Here is a 25838-nt window from a genome sequence, read left to right as displayed (position 1 = left end):
TGCCTGAAACAACGACAGGGTAGTGTTACAAAGGTCAGGCTTACGGACGGCTACTGGTCGGGAATGGCCATGCAGCGGCCGGCGCCAGCACGGTTTTGGCCGATGCTGCCGGTGCGGCGGCTGGCTTGTCGGCTGCCGCTGCAGTGCTTGCCGGCACCGTTGCCGGTTTTGGCTCGGCGGCTTTTTCGACCGCCGGCTTGGCTGCCGGTTTCTTCGCTTCTGCCTTTTTGGCGACCGGTTTGGCCGGTGCCTGGGTTGCCGTCGATGCAGCCGGAGCCGCAGTGGTCACCGCCGGCGTGGCAGTTACCGTGGTAGCCGCTTTTGCGGCGACGCTGGGTGTGGCCGTCGATGGCGCAGCCGCCGGTTTGGTCGCGACCTTGCTTGCTGGCTTGGCTGCCGGCTTCGCCGCTACCTTGGTGGCCGGCTTCGTCGCTGGCTTGGCAACTGGCGTCGACTTGGCTGCCGCTTTCGCCGGCGCCGTGGTTTTGGTCGCGGCGGCCTTGGTCACCGGTGCTTTGGCGGCTGGCTTGCTTGCTACCTTGGCGGCTGGCTTGCTTGCTACCTTGGCGGCTGGCTTGCTTGCTACCTTGGCGGCTGGCTTGGCGGCTGCTTTTGCTGCAGGTTTGGCGGCTGCTTTCGCTGCTGGCTTGGCCGCAGGTTTGGCTGCAGGCTTCGCGGCTGGCTTTGCAGCTGCTTTTTTCGCAGCTGGCTTGGCAACTGCTTTTTTCGCGGCTGGCTTGGCGGCTGCCTTTTTCACTGCGGGCTTGGCTGCCGGCTTCGCAACTGCCTTTTTCGCTGCTGGCTTGCTCACGGTCTTGGTGGCAGCTTTGCCGGTCGACTTGGCAGCGACTGGCTTGGCCGTGGCTTTGACAGCTGGCTTGGCCGAGGCTTTGGCAGCTGGCTTGGCGGTCGATTTGGCAGCGGGCTTCGCCGTCACTTTGCCGACTGGCTTGGCGGTCGATTTGGCGACGGTCTTGGTCGCTGGCTTGGCCGAGGCTTTGCCGGCGACAGGTTTGGCGCTCGACTTGGCGGCTGCCTTCGGTGCAGCCTTAGCTGCTGCCTTCGGTGCGGCTTTGGCGGCTGCCTTCGGTGCGGCTTTCGCTGCTGCCTTCGGTGCAGCCTTAGCGACTGCCTTCGGTGCAGCCTTAGCTGCTGCCTTCGGCGCGGCTTTCGCGACTGCCTTCGGTGCGGCCTTGGTCGATGCAGCTTTTGCCACTGGCTTGGCGGTCGACTTGCTGGCCGCTTTCACTGGTGCTTTGGCGGCGGCTTTGACCGGCGCTTTGGCGACAGCTTTCACTGGGGCCTTGGCAGCCGTCTTCGGCGCTGCGGCTTTGGTCGCAGGCTTGGCGGCGGCTTTGGTCGCTGGCGCCTTGGTGGCGGTGGATTTCGCAGCAGGCTTCGCGGTGGAAGCTTTTGCGGTGGTTTTTTTAGCGGCTGTTGCCATGTTAATTCTCCTTCATCTGCGATGAAAAATGTGCGCTACAAAATTTAAACCCGCCTGAACGGCCATCCGTCCAGGCGACTTATTCATCGGCACAAACGCATCGCGGATGTTCATGCTAATGAATACGGCCCCAGCTGAACTGCTGCAACTCCTCACGAATGCAGCACTTCAGCCACGCCACCAATGCCAGGCGGCGTGTAATCGTATGCGCGCTGTTTTCACCACCACGCGCCCGAAGCGCGAAAAGAAAAAGCCGCCATGCCTGAAGATTTGGTCAGGCAGTGCGGCTTGTTTTTTTCGCGAAGCGTGAATGCATAAGGGCTTGAATCAGCGTCCCATATCGATCGGTTCTTTGCCAGTGAACAAGGTCAAAAGCACCAAGTTCACGTTTTGACAAATCTAATCACGTAAAGTACACGAAAACCTTGTCCTTGCGCAACCTGCATACATTATTTTCGCACTCTTTATCACACGAAGGTGTGGTGGCGCACACGGAATACGACAGCGCGCGATGCACAGTGTGGCCGTTTTGCGCCTGCCACCAACCGGCAGCCCAGGCCATAGCGCCTTTACCTACAGCCGCGCTGCGTTTTCACACCTGCCAACATACGCCCACAACGCGCGCGCGTCGATGCTTTTTTTGCGGCACGCGCGCCGTGCGAAAAAACCGCGCCGTCACTGTCGCCGAATCGCCATAAACAGTTTCGATCAACCCCGGCGCGCTTGCGTTACTATCTGCCCCATGAACGCACCCGAACGCCTCCCCCCACTACCCGACCCGGCCATGCAAGCCATCTTCGAGCGCCAGGCGGCCACCGCACAACGCCTGCGCACGTCCAGCGCGCGCGAGCGCATTGCCAAAATCCGGCGCCTGCGCGACGCCGTCATCGCGCACACCGCCGACTGGTATGTGGCCGCGCAGCAGGATTTCAGGAAGCCGCCGGGCGAAGTCGACCTGGCCGAAATCCTGCCGGTCTGCCTGGAAGCGAACGAGGCGATCCGCCACCTGAAAAAATGGATGAAGCCGAAGCGGGTGTGGCCGACGCTGCTCACCCTGGGTACCCGCAGCCACATTCAATATGTGCCGCGCGGCCGCTGCCTGATCATCGGGCCGTTCAATTACCCGCTCAATCTCACGCTCGGGCCACTGATCTCGGCCATCGCGGCTGGCAACACGGCCATCGTGAAACCGTCCGAGCTGACACCGGCCACCTCGAAGTTGATCGGCCAGGTGGTGCGCGAAGTGTTTGCGGAAGATGAAGTGGCCGTTTTTGAAGGCGAAGCCAGCGTCGCCCAGGCATTGCAGGTGCTGCCCTTCGACCATGTGTTCTTCACCGGCAGTCCGGCGATCGGCAAACTGGTGATGGCGGCGGCGGCCAAGAACCTGGCCAGCGTCACGCTGGAACTGGGCGGCAAAAGCCCGACCATCGTCGACGCCAGCGCCGACCTGGCGCTGGCCGCATCGAACATCATGTGGTCGAAATTCGCCAACGCGGGCCAGACCTGCATCGCACCCGACCACGTCTACGTGCATGCGAGCGTCAAGGAGGCATGGCTGGCATGCTGCGCGGCCGAACTGAAGCGGGCGTATGGTGCAAGCATGGCGCAGCAGCAGGCCAGCCCGGATTTCGGGCGGATCGTCAACCCGCGCCACGCCGCCAGGCTCGCGGCGCTGCTCGACGATGCGACCAGCCGCGGCGCCCGCGTTGCGCTGGGCGGCGGCGTGATCGAGGCCGACCGCTTCATCCAGCCGACCCTGCTCGACCAGGTGCCAGCGGACGCGCGCATCATGCAGGAGGAGATTTTCGGGCCGCTGCTGCCGGTCATCGCGTACACCGACCTCGACGCCGTCATCCGCGACATCAACGCCGGCCCCAAGCCGCTCGCGCTCTATTTATATAGCCGCACCGAGGCGCACATCGACGCGGTGCTGGCGCAGACAGCGTCCGGCGGCGCCTGCATCAACCACGCGCTGATGCAGTACCTCAACAGCAACCTGCCGTTCGGCGGCATCAACAATTCCGGCATCGGCAACGCGCACGGCCACTTCGGCTTCAAGGCATTCAGCCATGAGCGCGGCGTCGTGCGCACCCGGTTTTCGTTCGCCGCCACCGCGTTCAAGGCCGGCGCCACGGCGCCGCTGGTGCGCAAACTGGTCAAGGCCGGGCTCAGATTCCTTTGATGCAGGCAGTTTGCGCGCCATCCCACGCGCGCGCGCCGGCGGCAATGTCCGCCGCCAGTTTGCCCAGCACAAGCTGCTGGGCCTGCACCACCGCCGGATAACCGCCGCGCGCCGGCGCCTCGAAGCGGCTGGTGCACACCAGGCGCGCCTTGGCATCGGCGTCGGCGAAGTGCAGGCGCCAGGTGGCCTCCAGGCTGACCTTCTCGCCCACCCACGCATCGAAGCGGCGCACCTGCACCTGGATGCGCAGCAGCGGCTGCCCGTCGACGCGGCCCAAGCCCGACATGTCCTGCGCGTTCAGGCTGGCGGCCAGCTGCGCCGCCAGGGCATTCCTGATCTCGTCCGCATACGGTCCTGACCAGCGTTCGCCGTCCTGCACCACCAGGCTGGTGGCGCCCTGGCGCACCACCAGTTGCTGCTGGTCGAGCTGGGCCGGGATACCGACCGCCAGCACGTCGATGGCGAACGGTGCGCTTTGGCCGGCAGCGCGCGCGGCCGCCGGCGCCGACAGCGTGTGGTAGTGGACCGGGTCGGACGCGCAGCCAGCCAGCGCCAGCACGATCGTCAGGAGGGATAAAGTACGGGTCATCGGCTTGGCTCCAAAGCGTTCGGGACGGGGGTCGAAGAGGGCGTGGACGGGCCGACCCTGGCGCGGCCGCGGATCAGGGCTTCCGGTTCACGGCCCAGCAGGTCGGTGAGTGTGCGCAGCGAACGGGCGCTGCGCTGCAGTTCGAGCAAGGTCTGGTTCAGGTTTTGCTGCAGCGGGGCGTCGTCGGCCACCATACCTTTGGCGGCGCCCAGGGTGGCGCGCGCCTGCTGCAGCGTCTGGGTCGCTTCCGGCAGCACTTTTTTGTCGACCTGGGTGAGCGTCGCATTCAGGCTGTTCATCGCCTGGTTCGCTGCGGGCAGGGTTGTGCCCTGCACCTGCTTGAGGGCGCTGTCCAGGCTACCGATCGAGGCATCGAGCTTCTTGCCGATGTCGTCGAGCGGGATGCGGTCGATCTTGGCGACGATGTTGGCGGCCTGCTCCTGGATGCGGTCGACATCGCTGGCGGCGGTGGGTAATTCGAGCGGGCGCGCGGCGATATCGAAGCTGACTTTTTTCGCAGTCGGGACGGCGTCGAACGAGATATACAGCTGGCCGGTCAACAGGTTGCCCGACCTGGCGCGCGCGCGCATGCCCTTCTCCACCAGGCTTTGCAGGAACAGGGCGGAGCGCTCCATCAGGTCACCGCTGTAGCGTTGTTCGATCTGGCCCAGCACGCGGCCAAGCCGCTGCGGATAGACCTCCACGTTGACGATGGTCGGGAAACGCCCGCGCGCCGCGTCGAAGTCGAGCTCCATCGAGATCACTTTGCCCACCCGCACGCCAGAAAACTCGACCGGCGCGCCGATCGACAGGCCACGCAGCGACTGCTCGAAGCGCAGCTGGATCGGCAGCGCCTCGCCGTCCGGCGGCGCCATGGCGGCTTCCTGGTCCTTGAACAGGCTGAAGGTGGCGTCCTTGGCTGCCATGGCCGCACGGCTGGCATCGGGCGCGCCGAAGGCCAGGCCGCCACCGAGGACGGCTGCGATCGACTGGGTCTTGAGCTGGAGGCCGTCGGCCCCCAGCGAGAGGTCGACGCCGCTGGCGCTCCAGAAGCGCGTGTCCTGGGTGACGAATTTGTCGTACGGCGCATCGACGAACAGCTGCACGCTGACCGCCGTGCCATCGGCGTCGAGGCGGTACGAGGCCACGTGGCCCACTTCGACGCGGCGATAATAAATCGGCGAGCCGATGTCGAGCGAGCCCAGGTCGGGGGTGCGCAGGTTAAACGAGCGCCCCGGCGTGCCGCTGATGATGTTCGGCGCCGCCTCGAGACCCTTGAAGGTTTTCGTCGTTTCCTCCGACTTGCCGGTATCGACCGCAATATACGCGCCCGACACCAGCGTATCGATGCCGGAAATACCCGCCAGGGAAATGCGTGGCCGCACCACCCAGAATTTGGTATCGTCGCGGATGAAATCCATATCGGTCTTGATCAGCGCAATGCCGACCGCGACATACGAGCCGTCGGCGGCCAGCCGCACCGATTTGACGCTGCCGATGGTCAGGTCCTTGTACTTGACGCGCGTTTTGCCCGCTTCCAGGCCGGCCGCAGTCTTGAAGTGGATCGTGATCTCGGGCCCCTGCCCCAGCCAAGCGTGCACCACCAGCGACAGGCCGATCAGGGCCGCCACGGCCGGCAGCAGCCAGACCAGCCAGGTATTCCAGCGGCGCGTCGACAGCGCCGGCTCGCCCGGTTGTTGTTCAGTTGTTTGCTTCATGCGTCGTCATCATCCCAAATTAATCTTGCATCAAAACTCATCGCCGACAGCATGGTCAGGATGACCACCGCACCGAAAAACAGGATCCCCACGCGCGGCTGCGTCGTGCTCAGCGCCCCGAACTCCACCAGCGACGCCACCACGGCCACCACCAGCACGTCGAGGAAAGACCAGTAACCGATCATTTCGACCACGTGATACAGCTTCGTCCTCTCCTTGCGCGCCCACCGGCTCTTGCGCTTGCAGGTGACCAGCAGCAGTCCCAGGATCGCAAATTTCACGCACGGCACGCCGATACTGGCAATAAAAATGACCAGGGCGATGCCATACGAGCCGCCATTCCAGAAGTCGATGATGCCTTCCATGATGGTGCTGCCGAAGCCGCTGCCGAGGAAGGTGGTGTACATCACCGGATACAGGTTGGCAGGAATATAAAAAATCAGCGCTGCGATCAGGTAGGCGGTGGCGCGGCGCAGGCTGTCGGGCCGGCGCCGGTGCAGGTGGTTGCCGCAGCGCGGACACGAGGCCGGTGGCCCGGCGTCGTGGATGTCGTCGCACACGGCATTGCAAACGTGGCAAGCGATGAGGCCGAGCGCGCGCGCGCGCGGGACGCCGCTCATTGCTGCTCCGCTGCGGGCGGCTGCGTCAAGCCCCACAGCTGGCTGACGTCGCGTCCGGCAATGAGCGTCATCAGAATCATCAGCCCCGCCGTGGCCCAGATCCCGGCGCCGGCGACCACCTGCACCAGGCTCGACAGCTTGATGACAGCCACCAGGATGCCCAGCATGCACACTTCCACCATGCTCCACGGCCGCAAAATATGCAGCATTTTCATGGCCGGCGCAAAGCCGGGCGCGCGCCGGCCGGTGCGGGCGAACAGCAGCACCCAGATCAGGATCGCGATCTGCAGGAACGGCACCAGCACGGCCACGGCCGCGGTCGGCAAAGCAATCGGGGCGGCATCGCCCTGCGCCAGCGCGAGGGCCGCCTGCCACATGGTCGTGTGGCTCTCCAGGCCGTGCAGATTGATGGTGATGACCGGACAGATATTGGCGATCAGAAACACGATCGCCGCGGTGACGGACAGGGCCAGGCGTTGGTGCACGTTCAGGTTATGGGCCTGGTAGACGATGGCCGTGCAGGTGGTGCAGGACGCCACCTGGCCCTTGGCCAAATCCCGGCGCTGGTAGACGGCGTCGCAATGTTCACATATCACCAGGTCGGGGTAGATCGTCATCAGGCGCTTTGCTGGTGGTGTCGTGGCCGCCCACGCGGCCATGCAGTATGGTCAGCTAGTCTACAGGGACTGGGGGATTATTGTCGCCTCGGAACAAACCTTTACCAAATCGGGGCCGTTTCCGCTTATCCTGTTTTTATCCTGTTTATTTAGCACCATGCAGCCGGCCGGTGCGCCGCAATGACCATGAAAGAAAGCATTACCTCAGAGGTGCTGCCCAACACCACCGGCAACTTGCTCATTCAGGGCACGTTTCGCGCCTTTGCGTTCCCCCGCCACATGCACGAAGGCTACTCCATCGGACTGGTCCAGCGTGGCGTGAACCGCTTTGCCTGCGCAGGCACGCGCTGGGCCGCACGCCCGGGTCAGCTGTGCGTCATGAATCCCGCGCAAGTACACAGCAGCGAGGCCGATGCGCAGGGCTGGACCTACACCAATTTGTTCCTTGAACCGGATGCGCTGTGCACGGCGCTGGGCAGGCAAACGAGGTCCAGTCCCATCGTTTTCCGGCAGCACGTCATCGACGACGCCTGTGCCGTGTCGCACTTCACAGCGCTTGCCAATGCCAGCACGGCGGGGACCGATGCGATGGCCGGCGAGTGCGCCCACGCCTTGTTGCTGGCACGCCTGGGGCGGCTTGCCAGCGGCGTCGCCAGCGACAGCAGCGCGTCGGCCAGCGCCATCGCGCGCGTGCGCGACCTGCTCGACACGGTATGCGAGCGCAGCGTGACACTGGCGGAACTGGCGCGCGTGGCCGACATGGATACCTTCCACCTGGTACGCAGCTTCAGCGCCATGGTCGGGATGGCGCCATATGCCTACCACCTGAATCGTCGCCTGCAGTGCGCCCAGCGCATGATCGCCGCTGGCAGTTTGCTGGCCGACACGGCGTTTGCCACCGGCTTTACCGACCAGGCCCACTTCACGCGGCATTTCCGTCGCTTTCTTGGCCTGACTCCCGGTCGGCTGGCAAGGTCGGTCCGGCAGCGCCAGGCGGTCGTCCGACGCTGACCACCAGCACCGCTGCGACGATGGCCACGGCCGCCAGCACTTCGTGCAGGCCGAACGGCTCACCGAGAAAGGTCACGGCGACCACCGTGGCGGACAGGGGCACCCACGCCATGTGCATGCCGGCAGCGACGGAAGAAATGCGCGCCAGGCCGGCGTAGAACAGGATGAAGCCGAGCACGGTAACAACGAGGGCGTAGTACAACAGGAACAGCCAGGCCCGCATCGACACCGCGCCAAAGTCGAGCGTGCGCGCCTCCCACAGCGCACAGGGCAAGAACAACACGGTGCCCAGCACTGCCATCGAGGTGGCCATGGTGACCGGGTCCACGCTATGCCCGGCCAACTTGCCAAGGCTGGAGAACAGCGCTTCGCAAACGACCGCGCCCAGGATCAGCAGCATGCCAGGCAGCCCGCCCGGGCCACCCGCCTGACTACCCAGCGCCAGCACCAGGCTACTCGCCACCGCCAGCGCAATGCCGACGATGTAACGCGCATCGAGGCGCTCGCGCAACAGCAGCACCGCCATCAGCGCGCTGACGGCCGGTAGCGTGCCCATGACCAGACCGGCATGCAGAGCACTGCTGCGCGCGAGGCCGAGCAGGAGGCACACCGAAAACAGGAAGACGCCGAACACGGCCTGCAGCGTCAACAGAACCATGTCGGCGCGGGCCGGTCGCGCCCAGGTACCGGCTTTGCGGTAGTGCAGCGGCAGCAGGACCATGGCCGCCAGCAAAAAACGTACGAAGGAGGCCACGAAGACGGGGAGTTCCATGCTGATGAATTTGCCGGCAACGACTGAGCTGCCGACAATGCACATGGCCATGACCACTTGCAGGTGACCGAGGAGAGTCGAGGGTGATTGGGTTTTCATAAGCTCACATCGTGAAGCGATGCGGTGCGCCGGTCTTGTACGATCTTGCGAGGCGGGATGTTCGCCAACCGCAAGGGTTGGCGCACGGGCCCAGCGGCGCGCGGCGATGCTCAGCCTTCAATCGTGCTTCTTCGATCCACTCAACGGGCAAATGTTCGCCAGTCAGGCGCGTCAAGGTGGTTGGCAAGGAAGTGGGAAGTAGCGTCGACCATCACCAGGCAGCATGACGGTGTGTGGGATCCGTTCTTCCAAACTTATGCAAACTTAATCGTAGTTAAGCTTTCTTGCCGTTGGATTCCTGCTTCGCCGGGAACAGTTTCATCTTGCGTTTGCACGCAAAATCAGCGCTGGCCCCTCCACAGGCAATGACGGTGGAACTCACCGCCAGATCTCTCAAGTTGATGGCCGCATTGACGTCGCGGTCATGGTGCACATCGAAAGCAGAGCAAACCCATTGCCTCGATCCCAGATCGAGCGACGCCAGCTTGTATCCGCAGTTTGAACACAGCTCGCTGCTCGCATACCAGCGATCTGCAACGATCAGCGTGCCACCGCGGCGAGCAGTCTTGTAAGTGAGCTGGCGTAGCAGGGGTTTCGAGCCGCGTGCGGCGAGCCTGCGCAGCGACTTGCGCTTGCAAGCGCAAGGCTATCCCGGCGATTCTGACTAGGTCCTCGATCACGATCGTGTGAAAACGGCGCGTGATGTCTTTCGTCAGCTTGTGCAGACAGTCGCGGCGCATATCGGCTATTTTGGCGTGCAGCTTCGCCAGCTTCATCTTCGCCTTGTCTCGGTTCTGTGAACCTTTTACCTTTCTCGACAGGCTGCGCGCGAGGCGGCGCATTTTGTTCAGCAGCGTTTTGAGAGCATTCGGGCCCACGACTTTCTCACCGTTGGACAACGTCGCCAACGCCGTAATGCCCAGGTCCACACCCGCCACGCCTTGGTTTTCGGCTTGCGGCAATGGTGGATCGTCAGGGGTATCGACTGTGATGCTGGCGTACCAGTGGCCGGCATGGCGCGAGACCGTCGCCGAAACAAGATGACCTGCATACCGCAACGACTCGCGCATGCGCACCCTGCCCAGTTTCGGAATGCGGATTCGTTTCTTTTCGACGTAGAACTGGTCGTTGGTGATCGTAAAACGGTCGTCCCGGCCCTTCCTCCGGAACGTCGGGTAGCGGGAAATCCACTTGAAAAAGTTTTCAAACGCCCGACCCAACTGGATGATTGCCATCTGTGGCGCGTTCTTCGTCACCTCCAGCATCCACGGGAACGTACTGCGTTTGATGGCGTTCAGTTGGCGACGCAATGCCGCTTCACTCGGCTTGGGCAGCGCAGCGTCTGTTTTGGACAGGTCATATTGGCGCTGCCACTGAGCGAGCGCCCAGTTGTAGGCGAAGCGCGCAACGCCGGCGGCTTTCGATAAACCCGTTGCCTGCACATTGTTGGGATCGAGCCGGATGCGGTGGGCTAGCTGCACTGCGCCTCCTTGAGGGCGGAGCGCACGCCCGCGATCAGCTTCTGATTCTTGTGGCTGCGGATTCCGTACAATCTCGCCGAGAACACGGTAATGATCTCCAGCACGTCGCCAGCGAGCTCCTGTTCAAAACTCGTGTCCTCGCCATGATTGATGATCACGACCTCGACGTTTTTGGCCTGGCAGATGGCAAACACCAGTTCGGCGCCGAAGCGCAACAGTCGATCCTTGTGCGTGAGAACCAGGCGCCCGACCTTGTCGGCGAGGATGTCATCGAGCAGCTTTTTCAACCCCTTCTTCTGATAGTTCATTCCTGAACCAAGGTCAGCGATGACCTCGAACGTCCATCCCTGGCTCGCGCAATATAGTTCAAGGACCTGCTTTTGACGCTCGAGATCGGCTTTCTGGTCATGGCTGGAAACGCGTGCGTAGGCAATCGATTTACGCGTCTCAGGCGTCACGAAAAATCGTCTTGGCTGCAGTTCTGCAAGGTTGTAGCGCCGCTGCCCGCCTTCCGTCCTGGCCGGCTTGAGCTTGCCACTCCTCTCCCAGCGACGTAATGTGCTGGCCGAGACGCCCAAAGCTTTCGCCGCAGCGCTGATCGGTATCGGCTGGTTCATATTGAATATGACTAGCCATGCTTAATTAAGTTCCGGGCTAACTGTTAGAACCCTTCAACAGCAAACCTCGGCGTTTACAAGACCGACATAAAAATGCCGCTCAGTATTAACTGAACGGCATGGCAGCCGAAGCCCGGTGTTTCCTCGTCCTGACTGGCACCGTGCAGGAGGCCAGCACCTGAACGACGGCCAGTTACTTTGGCATGAGGACCGTGTCGATCACATGGATCACGCCATTGTCGGCAGCGATATCGGTCTTCGTCACGTGGGCTTTGTCGACCATGACTTTTCCAGCCTTCACGCTCACCGTGAGCTTGCTGCCCTGTACCGTTGGGACGGCGCCCGGCTTGACATCGGCTGCCATCACCTTGCCTGCCACAACGTGGTACGTCAGCACCTTGGTCAGCGCAGCCTTATCCTTGAGTAAGGCATGGAGCTTCGCCTTCGGGATTTTTGCGAATGCGGCGTCGGTCGGTGCAAACACGGTGAATGGACCGGCGCCCTTGAGTGTATCGACCAGGCCAGCGGCTTCGATTGCGCTCACCAGGGTATTGAATGAGCCCGCCGCCTTGGCCGTATCGACAATATCTGCCGCTTGCGCAACACCAAATGCCAGAGACAGAGAGAGTGCCATCAGAATTTTTTTCATTGCCAGTTCCTTTAAGGAAAAAGTGATGCTACAAAAATAATAGAAGCCGAAAAATAAGCGGCCTGAAATTTTCTATGTGACACGTTCCAGAATTAGATCTATGCATATGGAATTAAACATGTTCTCGGCACATGTCGTAGCGATTATGCGCTCAAAAACCTTGCGCGCAGTTGCATTTTAAACATGACATTAAAATATCGGTTCAATATTGGGTCAATGAACTCTCTTGCATAGGTCTTAACTTCCCTATCCGAAATGAATGGACAGGTAAATGATAATTTCTGCGAACATTGTTACCAATGGGGCGGCGCGCTATTTTTTATTGGCAACTGTGAATATGTGCAACGGATAAAAATTTGGAATGCTTTGCATTGATCGCCCGGAACCGCTTTGACTTTGTCGAAACTAAGTTACTATTGTGTCGTTTTAGAAATAAAGAGACGACCGATTGATATAAGCCGGAGACGCTTGTACGAGGAGACATGATGTCAACATTATTAAAGACGTGTCAGCGGCCTGCACTCTCTGAGATTGGCAAAGTCGACGACACACTGATCCGCCGCTTTTGCGAGGGTGACCTGCGCGCCTTTGAAGTGCTGGTGACGAAATACCAGCGCCGTGTGGCGGCGCTGATCAACACCTCGGTGGGCAATGCCGCAGTGGCCGAGGAACTGACCCAGGAAGCATTCCTGCGCGCCTACCGCAACTTGCCAGGGTTCCGTTTCGAAAGCGCCTTCTCAACCTGGCTGCACGCGATCGCACGAAACCTCACCACCACCTATTTCAGGGACGGGCAGGCGCGCGCCGAAAACGCGATTCCGATGGATCTGCTGCTTGAAACGATGACGCCGCTGGAAAATGCCAACTGGCAGGGTTTGGCGCCCGGCCCGGACGAATATTTGATGGGTGCACAGTTGGCAGCCGGAATTGACCAGTCGATCGCTAATTTGTCGCCAAGTATGCGCAGTGCTTTCCTGCTGCGCGAGCGCGATGAATTGAGTTACCAAGAAATTGCAGAACAACTATTGATGCCGATCAGCACGATACGATCACTTATTTTTCGTGCGCGTGCAACTATTGGTTCCGAAATACGTCCAATCATGAGCAAAGCCATTTCAATGAAGTCTGTTTGAACTCGATAGCAAGCAATGACAACATCCAATGCGTATTGGAATGCTCGAAGAACACGGGAGCGGTGCCGCATTGCATGCTGCAATGGGGAATTCGATGCCTGCGTAGTAGTGTTCGAGTCTTTGGTGCGCGTGCTGTCGATAGCCACATCGAATAATGGCTTTGATATGAGGAGAAGGAGGCGGATCCGTGAAGGATTCTTTTTGAAGCGGAATAACAATAATCAGCTTATGAACTCGAAAGAACAGGAGACTTTATGGAAAGCATCACATTAGACCAGTACGAACTTGTTTTTAACGCATTTTCATTTGCCATCGCCGTCATGGGAGCGGCCACGGTATTCTTTTTTCTGGGTCGTTCCCAGGTGGCGTCCACCTACAAGACTGCCATTACCATCACCGGTATCGTCACGCTGATCGCGGCCTATCACTACGTGCGTATTTTCGCCTCGTGGGAAGCATCGTACACGGTGACGGCAGGCCAGGTGGCAGCCACGGGCGCCAAATTCAACGACGCCTACCGCTACGTCGACTGGCTGCTAACGGTACCGCTGCTGTTGATCGAACTGATTCTGGTGATGCGTTTGTCGCCGGCCGAGACGGTGGCGAAAGGGACCAAGCTGGGCTTCTTGGCAGCGCTGATGGTCGTGCTTGGCTATCCCGGTGAAATTTCCGCCGTCCCAGGCACGCGCTGGCTCTGGTGGGCGCTTGCCATGATTCCCTTCGTCATTATTGTCTACGACTTGTTCGTCGGCTTGAAAAGGTCGATCGCCTCGCAACCGGAATCAGCGCGCGGCTTGATCAGCGCTGCACGCTGGCTGACCGTGGTGTCGTGGTGCTTCTACCCGGTGGTGTTCGTGTTCCCGATGATCGGCTTCACCGGCGGTGCCGCCACCACGGCTGTCCAGGTGGGATACACGATCGCTGACATCGTCGCAAAAGCGGTGTTTGGGGTACTTGTCTACATGATTGCGGTGCGCAAATCTGCCTCCGACGAGCATGTGTCCGTGTCGTCTGGCGAACGCAAGATTGGCGCCTGAGCGCAACGTTGGGAGGTGAGCGCATGATCCACGGGGGCCACGAGCCCCAGTGGAATTTTTTAATCGTTGGAGCAAAACAATGTACCCGCGTGCTGTCTTACTAGCTGGTCAGGTGCTGCTTCCAACGCCCGTCATTGCTGCGCCGACCCTGCGTCATCTGCCCGCTGCACTCGCCGATCGGGCGGCGCGTCGCAGCGCCGCGTCTGCGCCATGACGGCGCTCCGTGCCCAGGGATTGTCGTTTTGTGCCATCGGCTTCGCCGTTGCGGCCGTCGCCGCCGCCGGCTTTGCCCCCGCGCCCGATGGCGCCGCCGTGCTGTTTCTGATGGCTGCACTGATCTTGCTGCTCGGCGTACCGCACGGCGCACTCGACCCGGTGTTCGCCGAGGAACTGTACGGTGTGCGCGGTATGCGCGGATGGTGCGGCTTCGTGCTGGCGTACCTGGGCACGGCGCTGTTGGTGGTGCTGTTGTGGCAGTACGTGCCGCAACTGTTCCTGGCCAGCTTCCTGATGCTGTCAGCGCTGCATTTTTCGGGCGATCCGGCGCGCGGCACCGGTGTGACGGCGCGACTGCTGTTTGGCGGCGCCGTCATCGTGTTGCCGGCGTTGCTACATGAAGGGGAGATGGCGCGTCTGTTTGCCTGCCTGGTGATGCCGCAGGCAGCTCGCGCGCAGGCTTCTGTGTTGCACCAACTAAGCGGGCCGTGGCTCCTGGCCACGGCGCTGACGGTGGTCTGGCAGGCGCGCAGCGACTGGCTGAGCGGCCTTGAAATGGCGGCGACGGCGGCACTGGCCCTGCTGGCGCCGCCGCTTCTGGGGTTCGCCGTGTTCTTTTGCGCCATGCACAGCGCCCGCCACATCGTGCGCACCTGGCACTATGTCGGCGCCGGTGCCGGGCCGGCCGCGCGGCTCGGTCGAACCGCGCTGCTTCCCATGCTCGGCACGCTCTTGCTTGGCGCTGCCGCTGCGTACTGCTGGCGCGCGCAGCCGCTCGAAGCGGGCCTGATCCGATGGCTATTTATCGGACTGGCCGCACTGACGGTGCCGCACATGGCGCTGGTGGAGCCGGTACGCTGGAGCGGCTGGGTCAGGCGGCGCGCGCCGGCGTCGCTTGATGCGGGATGACGTCAGGCGCGGGCTCTGACGCATCAGCGCTAAGGTCGGCGGGTCGATCCGCCAAGCCACGGTGTTTGCCGTTTCGCGCTGCATGTCCCTTCCTGCGCCATCGAGCGGTTGGCGCAGCGGTTAGTTATGTGCACCAAGGCAAACGATCAAAGCAAAAAAAAACCCGGCGCAGCTGGGCCGGGTTTTTTTGAGAATGACGCGAACCGGCTTACTCCCAGTTCAGCGCCCCACCCGTCTGGTACTCGGTGACGCGGGTCTCGAAGAAGTTGCGTTCTTTCTTCAGGTCGATCATTTCGCTCATCCACGGGAACGGGTTTTCTTCGTTCGGGAACAGCGGCTCCAGGCCGATCTGCGTCGCGCGGCGGTTGGCGATGAAGCGCAGGTAACCCTTGAACATGGCAGCATTCAGACCCAGCACGCCGCGTGGCATGGTGTCTTCGGCGTAGGCATACTCGAGGTCGACGGCCTCCATGAACAGGGCCTTGATCTCGTCGCGGAAGGCTGGCGTCCACAGCAGCGGGTTTTCCATCTTGATCGTGTTGATCAGGTCGATACCAAAATTGCAGTGCATCGACTCGTCGCGCAGGATGTACTGGTACTGCTCGGCCGCGCCCATCATTTTATTCTGCCGGCCCAGCGCCAGAATCTGGGTAAAGCCGACGTAGAAGAACAAGCCTTCCATCAGGCATGCAAACACGATCAGCGATTTGAGCAGCTTCTGGTCGTTTTCCGTGGTGCCGGTGGTGAAGGCCGGGTCGGTCAGGGTGTCGATGAACGGGATCAGAAACTGGTCCTTGTTGCGGATCGACGCTACTTCGTTGTAAGCATTGAAAATTTCCTGCTCATCGAGGCCGAGGGACTCGACGATGTACTGGTAAGCGTGCGTATGGATCGCTTCTTCGAAGGCCTGGCGCAGCAGGTACTGGCGGCATTCCGGCGCCGTGATATGGCGATAGGTGCCCAGCACGATGTTGTTGGCGGCCAGCGAATCGGCGGTGACGAAAAAGCCGAGATTGCGCTTGACCAGGCGACGCTCGTCATCGGTCAGGCCATTCGGGTTTTTCCACAGTTCGATGTCGCGCTGCATGTTCACTTCCTGCGGCATCCAGTGGTTGGCGCAACCGGCCAGGTATTTGTCCCACGCCCATTTGTATTTGAACGGGACCAGCTGGTTCACGTCGGTCTTGCCGTTGATGATGCGCTTGTCGTCGGCATTGACGCGCTTGGCGACCGCCTCGGCGGCGACAGGCGCGCCGTCCATATTGGCCGGCGTTACCGGTGCTTGCGCGGGGGCGCTTGTTTCTTCATCCCATGACAGCATGTTTGTTCCTTCTTTGGGCAAAACCACAATGGCCTTGCCGATGGTGTATTTCAGTAAATCCGCTGGCCGTCAACGCTTTGCGCCGCCGGCCAGCAAGCCCGCTTGTCAATTTACTGACACGCTTCGCATTCCTCGAAACCGTCGTCACCAGGACGCAGATAGCATGCTTCGCCATCTTCTTCCGTCGTCGCCGGCAGCGTCGATACCACCGCAGAAAATGCGGCAGCTGCTACAGGCGCGGCAGCCGGTGCATTCATCAACGGACCAGACGCGCCGCCATCCACGTTCACCGCGTTCAGCGCGCCGGTACGGGACGTCGATTTTTCCATGTGCGTCGCAGCAATGGTGCGCAGGTAGTATGTGGTTTTCAGGCCACGCAGCCATGCCAGCTTATAGGTTTCGTCCAGTTTCTTGCCCGACGCACCAGCCATATAGATGTTCAGCGACTGGGCCTGATCGATCCACTTCTGGCGGCGCGAAGCAGCTTCAACGATCCACTTCGGCTCGACTTCGAAGGCCGTCGCGTACAGATCGCGCAGGTCTTGCGGGATGCGGTCGATCTTCGCCAGCGAACCGTCGAAATATTTCAGGTCGGAAATCATGACTTCATCCCACAGGTCACGCGCCTTCAAATCACGCACCAGATAGGCATTGATGTCGGTGAATTCGCCGGACAGATTCGATTTCACATACAGATTCTGGAACGTTGGCTCGATGCAGGCCGACACGCCGATGATGTTCGAAATGGTGGCGGTCGGGGCAATTGCCACGCAATTCGAGTTGCGCATGCCGAACTGTTTAATACGGTCGCGCACCAGGGTCCAGTCCATGCTGGAACTCATGTCCTGCTCGAGGTAGCCGCCGCGCTCGTCCGCCAGCAATTGAACCGAGTCTTGCGGCAGGATGCCACGGTCCCACAGCGAACCGGCATACGACTCGTAGCGGCCGCGCTCTTCGGCCAGTTCGGTCGAAGCCAGGTAGGCGTAGTAGCACACCGTTTCCATCGACGTATCGGCGAAGGTGACTGCTTCGTTCGAGGCGTACGGAATGCGCATCATGTGCAGGCAATCCTGGAAGCCCATGATGCCCATGCCGACCGGGCGGTGGCGCATATTCGAATTGCGCGCCTTCTCGACCGCGTAATAATTGATGTCGATGACGTTGTCCAGCATGCGCATCGCGGTACGCACCGTCTTTTGCAGCTTGACCGCGTCCAGCTTGCCCTCTTTCATGTGGGCAGGCATGTTGATCGAACCGAGGTTGCAGACGGCGATTTCATCGCTGCTGGTGTTCAGGGTGATTTCGGTGCACAGGTTCGAGCTGTGGACAACGCCGACGTGTTGCTGCGGCGAACGGATGTTGCATGGATCCTTGAACGTGATCCATGGGTGGCCCGTTTCAAACAGCATCGACAGCATCTTGCGCCACAGGTCGAGCGCGGCGATCTTTTTGAACACGCGCATTTCGCCGGCAGCGGCCTTGGCTTCGTAGCCGAGGTATGCCGCTTCGAATGCCTTGCCGACCTTGTCGTGCAAATCGGGCGTTTCGGATGGCGAGAACAGCGTCCAGTCGCCCTTTTCCATCACGCGCTTCATGAACATGTCCGGAATCCAGTTGGCCGTGTTCATGTCGTGGGTGCGGCGGCGATCGTCGCCCGTGTTCTTGCGCAGGTCGAGGAATTCCTCGATGTCCATGTGCCAGGTTTCCAGGTAGGCGCAGACGGCGCCCTTGCGCTTGCCGCCCTGGTTCACGGCCACTGCCGTGTCGTTGACCACTTTCAGGAACGGCACCACGCCTTGCGATTTGCCGTTGGTGCCCTTGATGTGGGCGCCCAAGGCGCGCACTGGCGTCCAGTCATTGCCCAGGCCGCCGGCGTATTTGGCCAGCAGCGCGTTGTCCTTGATGGCGTCGTAGATGCCTTCCAGGTCATCCGACACGGTGGTCAGATAGCACGACGACAGTTGCGAGCGCAGCGTACCGGCATTGAACAGGGTTGGCGTCGAGCTCATGAAGTCAAACGACGACAGCAGGTTGTAAAACTCGATGGCGCGCGCTTCGCGGTCCGCTTCGCGCAGGGACAGCCCCATCGCGACGCGCATGTAGAAGGCCTGTGGCATTTCGATGCGCACGTCACGCACGTGCAGGAAATAACGGTCATACAGGGTTTGCAGGCCGATGTAGCCGAACTGCAAATCGCGGTCGGCGACGATGGCCTTGGCCAGGCGCGCCAGGTCGAAGGTGGCCAGTTCCTTGTCCAGCAAGTCGTTGGCGATACCCTTGGCGATGTATTCAGGGAAATACGTCAGGTACTGGGCCGCGGCGTTGGCTTGCGCAACGTCCTTGCCGAACACTTCCTTGCGGATGGTGTGCAGCAGGATGCGGGCCGTGACCTGGCTGTAGGCCGGGTCTTTTTCCATCAGGGCGCGGGCGGCCAGGATGGCCGACTTGTGCAGCTCTTCGACGGGCACGCCGTCGTACAGGTTTTTCAGGGTTTCGGCGAGGATGGCGTCGGCATCGACGTGCTTTTCCAGGCCGACGCAGGCGGCGTTGATCAGGCCGGTGACGGCGCTCATGTCGAGGGTGCGGCGCACGCCGTTTTCCACCACCGTGATTTGTGGCGCCACGACGGCGGAACCGCCCTGCGCTTCTTTGGCAACCCTGCGTTCTTCCATCTGCTTGGCGCGGTACAGCACGTAAGCACGGGCCACATCATGCTCGCCCGAACGCATCAAGGACAGTTCGACCTGATCCTGCACATCTTCAATATGGAAGGTGCCGCCGGTTGGCTGGCGCCGCACCAGGGCCGTCACGACATTGGCCGTCAAGCCTTCCACCAGTTCACGGATGCGTGCCGACACGGCGCCATGGCCGCCGGCGACGGCCAGGAAAGCCTTGGTCATGGCGACCGAGATCTTCGATGGCTCGAACGCAACCACGGCGCCGTTGCGGCGGATGATGCGGTAGTCACCACGCGCCGCGATTGCGGCAGCGCTGGTGTCGACCGCCGCACCGGGCATACCTGGCGTGCCGTGCTGTGGATTGGTGGAAATGTCTGACGAAGTATGCATGAAGCCTCCAGGAAGGCGCGCAGTCGCGCTGGCGCCGATAAAACGAGAAAAAAAACGTCCAACCGGCTGCTAAGCGCGCCGGCAAACTGATTCATTGGGGTATTGAAAACGTCGTGTAATGCTGGTAAAAAAACGCTCGGTGAAAGTTTCTTTGCAACATCAATACGAAAGAGCTAGAGAGTTGGCTAGAGGCTGCTACCACTACATCTAGTGTCCTGCCTTGATATGAGACTAATTGTAGTACCGGCGCCGGCGCACGGCAAGTGATTAAATTCTCAATTTAGCCGCATTTTCAAGGCGCGCACCCTTGACTTTTTGAAGCGCAAAGCAAATGGGGCATAGGGGGTTAGCGAGTGCTAACTTTTTAGCGTTGACCCGCTCAGGACTCCGGGTCATTGATGTTTAATTTTTGCATCTGATAGCGTAGCTGGCGCACCCCGATGCCCAATAAGGCAGCAGCCTGGGTCCGGTTGAACTGGGTCTGGTTCAGCGCCCGCACAATGATGTCGCGCTCGATTTGCTCCAGGTAGTCGGGCAGGCTGTTCGGCAAGGGCGCTTCCGCGGCGGGTGCAGCGACCGGCGCGGAGACCGCAGCCGCCTCCGCCACCGCCACTGGCGCCGGCACTGGCGCAGTGACTGGCGCATTGACTGGTAATTGCGCCAGTTTGGCCCCCTTGAGCGCCAGATCGCCCACTTCGATGACCCCGTGGTCCGCATACGCCAGCGCCCGTTCCAGCACATTTTCAAGTTCGCGCACGTTGCCCGGAAAGGAATACGCGCGCAGGATGTCGAGCACCCCGGCGCCCAGCAGCGCAGGCTGCCCCGGCCCCGCCAGCCGTTTTAATATGCCATCGGTCAGCACGGCCAGGTCATCGAGGCGTTCGCGCAGCGCCGGCAGCGCCAGCTCGATCACGTTCAGGCGATAAAACAAATCCTGCCGGAAGGCGCCCTGCTCCACGCATTGCTCCAGGTTCTTGTGGGTGGCGCTGATGATGCGCACGTCCACCGCTTCTTCCGCCGTGGCGCCGATCTTGCGCACCCGTCGCTCCTGGATCGCACGCAGCAGCTTCACCTGCATTGCCAGCGGCAGGTCGGCCACTTCGTCGAGCATCAGGGTGCCGCCGTGGGCCGCCTGGAAAAAGCCGTCGCGTTCGTCGACCGCACCCGTGAAAGCGCCCTTGCGATAGCCGAAAAACTCGGCTTCCATCAGCGCCTCGGGGATCGCGCCGCAGTTCACCGCGATAAAGGGCTGGCCGGCGCGCGCGCTTTGGGCGTGGATTTCGCGCGCCGCCAGTTCCTTGCCGCTGCCCGACTCGCCCGTAATCGCAATTGGCGCCATCGAACGCGCCAGCCGGTCGATCTGGGCGCGCAGTGCCTGCATGACGGCCGAGTCGCCGATCAGGCGCGACGCCGTGCCGCCGACGGACGCCGGTTTGCCGGGCACGCTGCTGGGCAGCTTCAGGGCCGATTGCACCAGCACGCGCAGTTCGTCCAGCACCACCGGCTTGGAGACGTAATCGAAGGCGCCGGCCTTCAGGGCGATGACGGCATTGTCGGCACTGCCGTAGGCGGTGATCACGGCGATTGGCGTGCCCTTGCCGGCGGCCGCCACTTCGCGCACCAGTTCCAGCCCCAGGCCATCGGGCAGGCGCATGTCGGTCAGCACCAGCGCGTAATCATTTTTGGCATAGAAGTCGCGCGCGCTCGCCAGGTTGGCGGCGCCGTCGACGTCCAGGCCCATTTTCAGCAGCGTGATCTCGAGCAGTTCGCGCAAATCGTCCTCGTCGTCGACGATCAGGATGCGGGGTGAACTCATGGCGCTCTTTCGGTGGGAGGATTGTTCAATAGACTGCGGTCAGGCCGGTTCGGCGCCGCAAACGTGATCACGAAGCGCCCGCTGGCGCAGCGCGGTTCGCCGGCAGCATGGGCAACATCGAAGCGGAATTCGTAATCGAGCATGGCGCGGTTGTTCAGGCACAGCTCGCGCGCCAGGTACAGGCCCAGGCCGGTGCCCTTGCTGGAGGTGGTATAAAACGGCTCGAACAGGTGGGCGCGCACTTCGGCCGTGATGCCGGGGCCGTCGTCCTGCACGTGCAGTTCCATGTTGCCGGCGCGGTTCGGCAGTGCGAACAGGCGGATCGAGCCGGGTGTCTTGCTGGCGTAGCGGGTCGCGTTGTTGAGCAGGTTGACGACCACTTCGCGCAGGTGCAGGGCGTCGAAGCGCACTTCGCTGACGCTGCCGGTCGCCACGGCGCCGATCCACACGACGTCGGAGCCGAGTGCATGGGTCTCGTCGAATTCGGCTTTCAGCTCGGCCAGGAAGACGTCGAGCTGCACCGGTTGACCATTCGGCTGGACCTTGCGCGATAGTTGCAGGATGTCTTCCACCATGCGGTTCACGCGTGCCACATTGTCCGCCACGATCTTCAACAGGCGCTGCTCGGCCTTGCCCGGTAAATCTTCGGCCAGCAAGGCGGTGGCGTGGCCAATGGCCGACAGCGGGTTGCGCACTTCGTGGGCGATGCTGGCGGTCAGGCGACCCATCGACGCCAGTTTCAGTTGCTGCGCCTGGTTTTCGATGGCGCTCACGTCGTGCATGAAAATGACGCAGCGATCGAGGCTGTCGCCGTGCAGCCCGGGGTCCGACGCGATATCGAACGCGTCAGCTGCTTCCACCCGCGCAAAGCGCAGCTTGAGGTGGACCGGGGCGTCGCGCCGGCCGCGCCAGGCGCTGCCGGCGTCGTCGTCGTACGGTTTGACCGAGACAAATGCGGTGGCCGCGCCCGCGGGCGCGCGCAGCCAGTTGGCAAACGCCTGCGCCATCGGCGCCAACGCGCGCACGTCGGTCAGCAGCATCTGGCCAGGCGAACCGAAGCCGGCGCCCTCGTCGCTTTCGATGCCCATCATGCGCCGCGCGGCCGGGTTGCTGGTAAATACGCGACCATCGCGCCCCACCACCAGGATCCCGTCGCCCACGTCGGCAATCACGATGCGGTTAATCGCCTGCTGGCTGCGCAGGTCGGCGCCGTGGCGCGCGGCCAGGTCTTCCTGGCCGATCAGGCGCGCGGCCAGGCGGTTGACCACCAGCGCCACCACCATGAAGGCGGCGCCGTACAGCCCGGCGCGCACGATGCCGCTGTCGGGATCATCGCTCAAAATGCGGTAGACGCTGTCGCCCAGCACGAACAGCGCGGCCAGCGCGGCCGAGAACAGGGCCAGCACCAGCGGCGCCAGTACCGCGGCGGCGGCCAGCGGAAACAGGTACAGGATGCCCATCCCGCTGCGCACGCCGCCGGCGGTCATGTACAGCAGCGAGATGGCGGCGATGTCGAGCGCGATCTGGATACTGAGCTGCAGCAGGAAATGGCGGCGGCGGTAGGTGGTCACGGCGGCAAACAGCAGCGCCATCAGCGAGTAGGCCACGCAGGTCTGGGCGTACACCGGCGCGACGCCTGCGCGCAGGCCGCGCGCATCGATCGTCATGTAGGCCAGCAGCACCAGCGCGATGACGATACGGGTGATGTTGAGCGTTTGCAGCGACCGCCAGAACGACGCGCGCGATGCTGGCGTGAACGCCTGCAGCCGGGAGATCACGGCAAGCTTACGGTGGCGGCAGGCGCACGTGCGCCGGGCTGCAATAGTCGAGGCCATCGGCGTGGATGGCTTCCGACGCAGGGAAATGCAGGCCGCAGTGGGCGCAGCTGGTCATCGACTCGGCGCTGATTTCCGCGCGGGCGTTGGGCCGCGGTGCCTCGGCCTGGGCGCGCGCAGCGGCGCGCACCTTCGAGCGGATTGCAAAAATCACCAGCACGGCCAGGGCCAGCCAGAACAGTAGACGCATCATCATGCCAACCCTCTATGTAAAACAACTTCCAGGACAAACCGGCTGCCAACGTAGGCCAGCGCCAGCGTGGCGAAACCGGCCAGCGTGAAGCGCAGCGCCGTCTTGCCGCGCCAGCCACGCCAGCTGCGCCCGACCAGCAGCGCTGCGAACAGGATCCACGAAATGACCGCAAACACGCTTTTATGGTCCCAGCGCAGTGCCTTGCCGAACAGCTGTTCCGAGAACACGATTCCCGACAGCACCGTCAAACTGAGTAAAACAAAGCCGATCCAGATCAGCCGAAACAGCAGCTTCTCCATGGTCAGCAGGGCCGGCAACTGGTCCAGCGCCGCGCCCAGGAAGCCTGGTTTGGCGTTGCGCGTGTGCAGGCGCGACTCCTGCAGCGCCATCAGAATGGCGTGAAAGGCGGCGATGGTGAGCGTGCTGTAGGCCAGTACGGCAACCACGATATGCCAGCCGAATGCCGCCGACTGGCCCTGCATCTGCAGCATCGACCCGGGGAACAGCGGCGGCAGGACCGCAGCGAACGCGGCGCACGGCATCACCAGGCGGCGCAGGCCGTCCAGCGCAAAATTGCGGTTTTCCAGCCAGTAGGCGGCGACCGAGAGCCAGAGCGCGGCCGAGAGCATGATCGCAAAACCGACCCGCACGCCACCGGGGCCGCCCATATCCATGCCCAGCGCCGCGCCGTGCACCAGCCACGCGGCCAACGTCACGCCCGAAATCCCGTTGCGCTGGCGCGTGGGCATCAGCGCGCAGGCGGCGTAAATCAGGGCGGCGCTGTAGAAGAGGATGGTTTGCATGGAGGGAGTTTACACCATCGCTGCATTACCGTGAGGCCAGCCCCTGCTGTAGCAAAATAAGAACGTCAACCTGACGCTAATCGACGGCCGCCATCCTCAACTCGTCATTGTGATGGCGCTGCTGCTCTTCCATCACCAGTTGCCCCAGCTCGCGCTTCAATGCGTTGAATTCCAGCGCCGCCGGATCGCGCGGCCGGGGCAGCTCGACGATGATGTCGCGCTTCACCGTCCCCGGCCGGTAGGTCATGACGACGATCCGGTCCGCCATATAGATAGCCTCTTCGATCGAATGCGTGACAAAAATGATGGTCTTTTTGAGTTCGGCCCAGATCCGCAGCAGTTCATCCTGCAGGTTGCGCCGGGTGAGCGCATCGAGCGCGCCGAACGGTTCATCCATCAGCATGATCGGGGAGTCCAGCGCCAGCACGCGCGCGATCGCCACGCGCTGGCGCATCCCGCCCGATAAATCCTTGGGATAGCGCTGGCGGAAATCCGTCAACGACAGCATTTTCAGCAAGCCCGCCACGCGCGCGCGGATCTGCGGCGCCGGCATGCCCTTGATTTCCAGGCCGAAGCCGACGTTTTCTTCCACCGTCATCCACGGGAACAGCGCATATTCCTGGAACACCATGCCGCGCTCCGGCCCCGGCCCGCTGACCTGACGGCCATTCGCGACGATGGTGCCGGCGCTCGGCAAGGCGAAGCCGGCCACCGCATTCAACAACGTCGACTTGCCGCAGCCGGATGGCCCCAGCAGGCAGGTGAACTGACCCGGCGGAATATCGAGGTTGATGTCCTGTAGCGCCACGAGGGGACCGCCGGCAGTCGCGAAGATCTTGTTCACGCCGGCGATGCGGATATGGGAAGTCGTCATGTGCTCAGCTCTCCAGGCCGCGGTGCCAGCGCAGCAGATGGTTGTTCAGGCGGTTCATGGCCAGGTCGATCGCCAGGCCCCACAGGCCGATCGTGATCATGCCGGCGATGATTTTCGCGGACCAGAAATACTCGCGCGCTTCCAGGATGCGAAAGCCCAGACCGCTGTTCACGGCGATCATCTCCGACACGATCACCACGATGAACGCGGTACCGATACCGATCCGCATCCCGGTCAGGATGTAGGGCACCGCGGCCGGCAAGATCACGCGCATGAACATGGTGCGGCGGTTGGCGCCCAGGTTGCGCGCGGCGCGCAGGTAGATGCTGTCGACCTGGCGCACGCCGGCAATGGTGTTCATCAGCACCGGGAAGAACGCCCCCAGCGCAATCAGGAACACGGCCGGCGGGTTACCCAGGCCGAACCACAGGATCGATAGCGGGATGTAGGCAATCGGCGGAATCGGGCGCAACAGCTGCACCAGCGGATTGCACCAGGCGTACACGTGTTTATTCGCGCCCATCGCCAGCCCGAGCGGCAAGGCCAGGCCGGCGCCCACCGCAAAGCCGACCAGCACGCGGTACATGCTGCCCAGCGAATCGACGATCAATTCGCCGGACAAGGCCCAGCGCCACCAGCTCGTCTCGGGCAAGCGTTCCTGCAACGGCAGCAAATACGCAATCCACTTGCGCACCACCTCCAGCGGCGACGGCAGCACGTTCTGGTTGACCCAGCCGAGGTTGGCCGCCACCTGCCACAGCGCGATAAGCGCCAGCGGCAGCACCAGTCCGACCCCGATTTCCCGCCAGTTCGCCTTTGCCATGGTGTCCCCCG

General features: G+C 62.2%; 23 protein-coding genes. 5 read left to right on the top strand and 18 right to left on the bottom strand.

Annotation, left to right across the window (positions count from 1 at the left end):
* Nucleotides 1-40: 40 nt before the first annotated feature.
* The gene (locus V6M87_RS14040; RefSeq protein ID WP_332877262.1) at nt 41-1444 is read right to left on the bottom strand and encodes a transcriptional regulator; all 1404 of its coding nucleotides are present in this window, start codon (nt 1442-1444) and stop codon (nt 41-43) included.
* 742 nt (nt 1445-2186) lie between these two features.
* Between V6M87_RS14040 and V6M87_RS14035 the strand changes: the two genes are divergently transcribed.
* Nucleotides 2187-3626 (top strand): aldehyde dehydrogenase family protein, encoded by a 1440-nt coding sequence (locus tag V6M87_RS14035; RefSeq protein ID WP_332877261.1) that lies wholly within the window; start codon nt 2187-2189, stop codon nt 3624-3626.
* Here the strand turns inward: V6M87_RS14035 and V6M87_RS14030 are convergent.
* The 4 genes from V6M87_RS14030 to V6M87_RS14015 are packed head-to-tail and all read right to left on the bottom strand — an operon-like array spanning nt 3613 to nt 7170.
* Nucleotides 3613-4215, bottom strand: a complete 603-nt coding sequence (locus V6M87_RS14030) for a PqiC family protein (protein ID WP_332877260.1) — start codon at nt 4213-4215, stop codon at nt 3613-3615. The two genes, V6M87_RS14035 and V6M87_RS14030, sit on opposite strands and share 14 nt — an antisense overlap.
* Nucleotides 4212-5933: a PqiB family protein gene (locus V6M87_RS14025; protein WP_332877259.1), complete on the bottom strand. Its 1722-nt coding sequence runs from the start codon at nt 5931-5933 to the stop codon at nt 4212-4214. Before V6M87_RS14025 ends, V6M87_RS14030 begins: the two co-directional genes overlap by 4 nt.
* Entirely contained in the window at nt 5930-6553 is a 624-nt protein-coding gene (locus tag V6M87_RS14020) for a paraquat-inducible protein A (RefSeq protein ID WP_332877258.1), read from the bottom strand. The genes V6M87_RS14025 and V6M87_RS14020 overlap by 4 nt, the downstream gene beginning before the upstream one ends.
* Nucleotides 6550-7170 (bottom strand): paraquat-inducible protein A, encoded by a 621-nt coding sequence (locus V6M87_RS14015; protein WP_332877257.1) that lies wholly within the window; start codon nt 7168-7170, stop codon nt 6550-6552. Before V6M87_RS14015 ends, V6M87_RS14020 begins: the two co-directional genes overlap by 4 nt.
* Nucleotides 7171-7356: 186 nt before the next feature.
* On the opposite strand from V6M87_RS14015, the gene V6M87_RS14010 reads away from it, so the two are divergent.
* Nucleotides 7357-8181 carry a helix-turn-helix domain-containing protein gene (locus V6M87_RS14010; RefSeq protein WP_332877256.1) on the top strand — a complete coding sequence of 275 codons (825 nt, stop codon included), beginning with the start codon at nt 7357-7359 and terminating at the stop codon, nt 8179-8181.
* Here the strand turns inward: V6M87_RS14010 and V6M87_RS14005 are convergent.
* The 5 genes from V6M87_RS14005 to V6M87_RS13985 form a co-directional block, all read right to left on the bottom strand.
* Nucleotides 8093-9052, bottom strand: coding sequence for a DMT family transporter (locus V6M87_RS14005; RefSeq protein WP_332877255.1), 960 nt, complete (start codon nt 9050-9052; stop codon nt 8093-8095). The two genes, V6M87_RS14010 and V6M87_RS14005, sit on opposite strands and share 89 nt — an antisense overlap.
* A 274-nt stretch (nt 9053-9326) precedes the next feature.
* Complete coding sequence (locus V6M87_RS14000; RefSeq protein ID WP_332877337.1) at nt 9327-9593, bottom strand: zinc ribbon domain-containing protein; 267 nt, start codon at nt 9591-9593, stop codon at nt 9327-9329.
* On the bottom strand, nt 9475-10533 hold the full coding sequence (locus V6M87_RS13995) for an RNA-guided endonuclease InsQ/TnpB family protein (RefSeq protein WP_332877254.1): 1059 nt from the start codon (nt 10531-10533) through the stop codon (nt 9475-9477). Before V6M87_RS13995 ends, V6M87_RS14000 begins: the two co-directional genes overlap by 119 nt.
* Entirely contained in the window at nt 10524-11150 is a 627-nt protein-coding gene (locus tag V6M87_RS13990) for an IS607 family transposase (protein WP_332877253.1), read from the bottom strand. Before V6M87_RS13990 ends, V6M87_RS13995 begins: the two co-directional genes overlap by 10 nt.
* A 193-nt stretch (nt 11151-11343) precedes the next feature.
* Nucleotides 11344-11799, bottom strand: a complete 456-nt coding sequence (locus V6M87_RS13985) for a fasciclin domain-containing protein (protein WP_332877252.1) — start codon at nt 11797-11799, stop codon at nt 11344-11346.
* 482 nt (nt 11800-12281) lie between these two features.
* On the opposite strand from V6M87_RS13985, the gene V6M87_RS13980 reads away from it, so the two are divergent.
* The 3 genes from V6M87_RS13980 to V6M87_RS13970 all read left to right on the top strand — a co-directional run bounded on the left by V6M87_RS13980 (nt 12282) and on the right by V6M87_RS13970 (nt 15094).
* Nucleotides 12282-12932, top strand: coding sequence for a sigma-70 family RNA polymerase sigma factor (locus tag V6M87_RS13980; protein ID WP_332877251.1), 651 nt, complete (start codon nt 12282-12284; stop codon nt 12930-12932).
* A gap of 254 nt (nt 12933-13186) precedes the next feature.
* Nucleotides 13187-13969, top strand: coding sequence for a bacteriorhodopsin-like (locus V6M87_RS13975; RefSeq protein ID WP_332877250.1), 783 nt, complete (start codon nt 13187-13189; stop codon nt 13967-13969).
* 210 nt (nt 13970-14179) lie between these two features.
* Nucleotides 14180-15094, top strand: a complete 915-nt coding sequence (locus tag V6M87_RS13970) for a Brp/Blh family beta-carotene 15,15'-dioxygenase (protein WP_332877249.1) — start codon at nt 14180-14182, stop codon at nt 15092-15094.
* A 208-nt stretch (nt 15095-15302) separates the two neighbouring features.
* Here the strand turns inward: V6M87_RS13970 and V6M87_RS13965 are convergent, their stop codons facing one another.
* The 8 genes from V6M87_RS13965 to V6M87_RS13930 all read right to left on the bottom strand — a co-directional run bounded on the left by V6M87_RS13965 (nt 15303) and on the right by V6M87_RS13930 (nt 25827).
* Nucleotides 15303-16415, bottom strand: a complete 1113-nt coding sequence (locus V6M87_RS13965; RefSeq protein WP_332877248.1) for a ribonucleotide-diphosphate reductase subunit beta — start codon at nt 16413-16415, stop codon at nt 15303-15305.
* Nucleotides 16416-16525: 110 nt separating this feature from the next.
* Nucleotides 16526-19483, bottom strand: coding sequence for a ribonucleoside-diphosphate reductase subunit alpha (locus V6M87_RS13960; RefSeq protein WP_332877247.1), 2958 nt, complete (start codon nt 19481-19483; stop codon nt 16526-16528).
* Between the two features lie 379 nt (nt 19484-19862).
* Entirely contained in the window at nt 19863-21299 is a 1437-nt protein-coding gene (locus V6M87_RS13955; RefSeq protein WP_332877246.1) for a sigma-54-dependent transcriptional regulator, read from the bottom strand.
* On the bottom strand, nt 21296-23077 hold the full coding sequence (locus tag V6M87_RS13950; protein ID WP_332877245.1) for a two-component system sensor histidine kinase NtrB: 1782 nt from the start codon (nt 23075-23077) through the stop codon (nt 21296-21298). The genes V6M87_RS13955 and V6M87_RS13950 overlap by 4 nt, the downstream gene beginning before the upstream one ends.
* Before the next feature lie 7 nt (nt 23078-23084).
* Nucleotides 23085-23330: a PP0621 family protein gene (locus V6M87_RS13945; protein ID WP_332877244.1), complete on the bottom strand. Its 246-nt coding sequence runs from the start codon at nt 23328-23330 to the stop codon at nt 23085-23087.
* Nucleotides 23327-24130: a cytochrome C assembly family protein gene (locus tag V6M87_RS13940; protein ID WP_332877243.1), complete on the bottom strand. Its 804-nt coding sequence runs from the start codon at nt 24128-24130 to the stop codon at nt 23327-23329. Before V6M87_RS13940 ends, V6M87_RS13945 begins: the two co-directional genes overlap by 4 nt.
* 76 nt (nt 24131-24206) lie before the next feature.
* A complete protein-coding gene (locus V6M87_RS13935; RefSeq protein ID WP_332877242.1) occupies nt 24207-25004 on the bottom strand; it encodes an ABC transporter ATP-binding protein in 798 nt (265 codons plus the stop codon).
* Nucleotides 25005-25008: 4 nt separating this feature from the next.
* Nucleotides 25009-25827: an ABC transporter permease gene (locus V6M87_RS13930; protein WP_332877241.1), complete on the bottom strand. Its 819-nt coding sequence runs from the start codon at nt 25825-25827 to the stop codon at nt 25009-25011.
* Between the last annotated feature and the right edge of the window lie 11 nt (nt 25828-25838).

The organism is Massilia sp. S19_KUP03_FR1, assembly GCF_036688685.1.
GTDB lineage: Bacteria > Pseudomonadota > Gammaproteobacteria > Burkholderiales > Burkholderiaceae_D > JALYUM01.
Note: the sequence above shows the minus strand (reverse complement) of the source record. Positions and strands in the feature narration are given on the sequence as shown.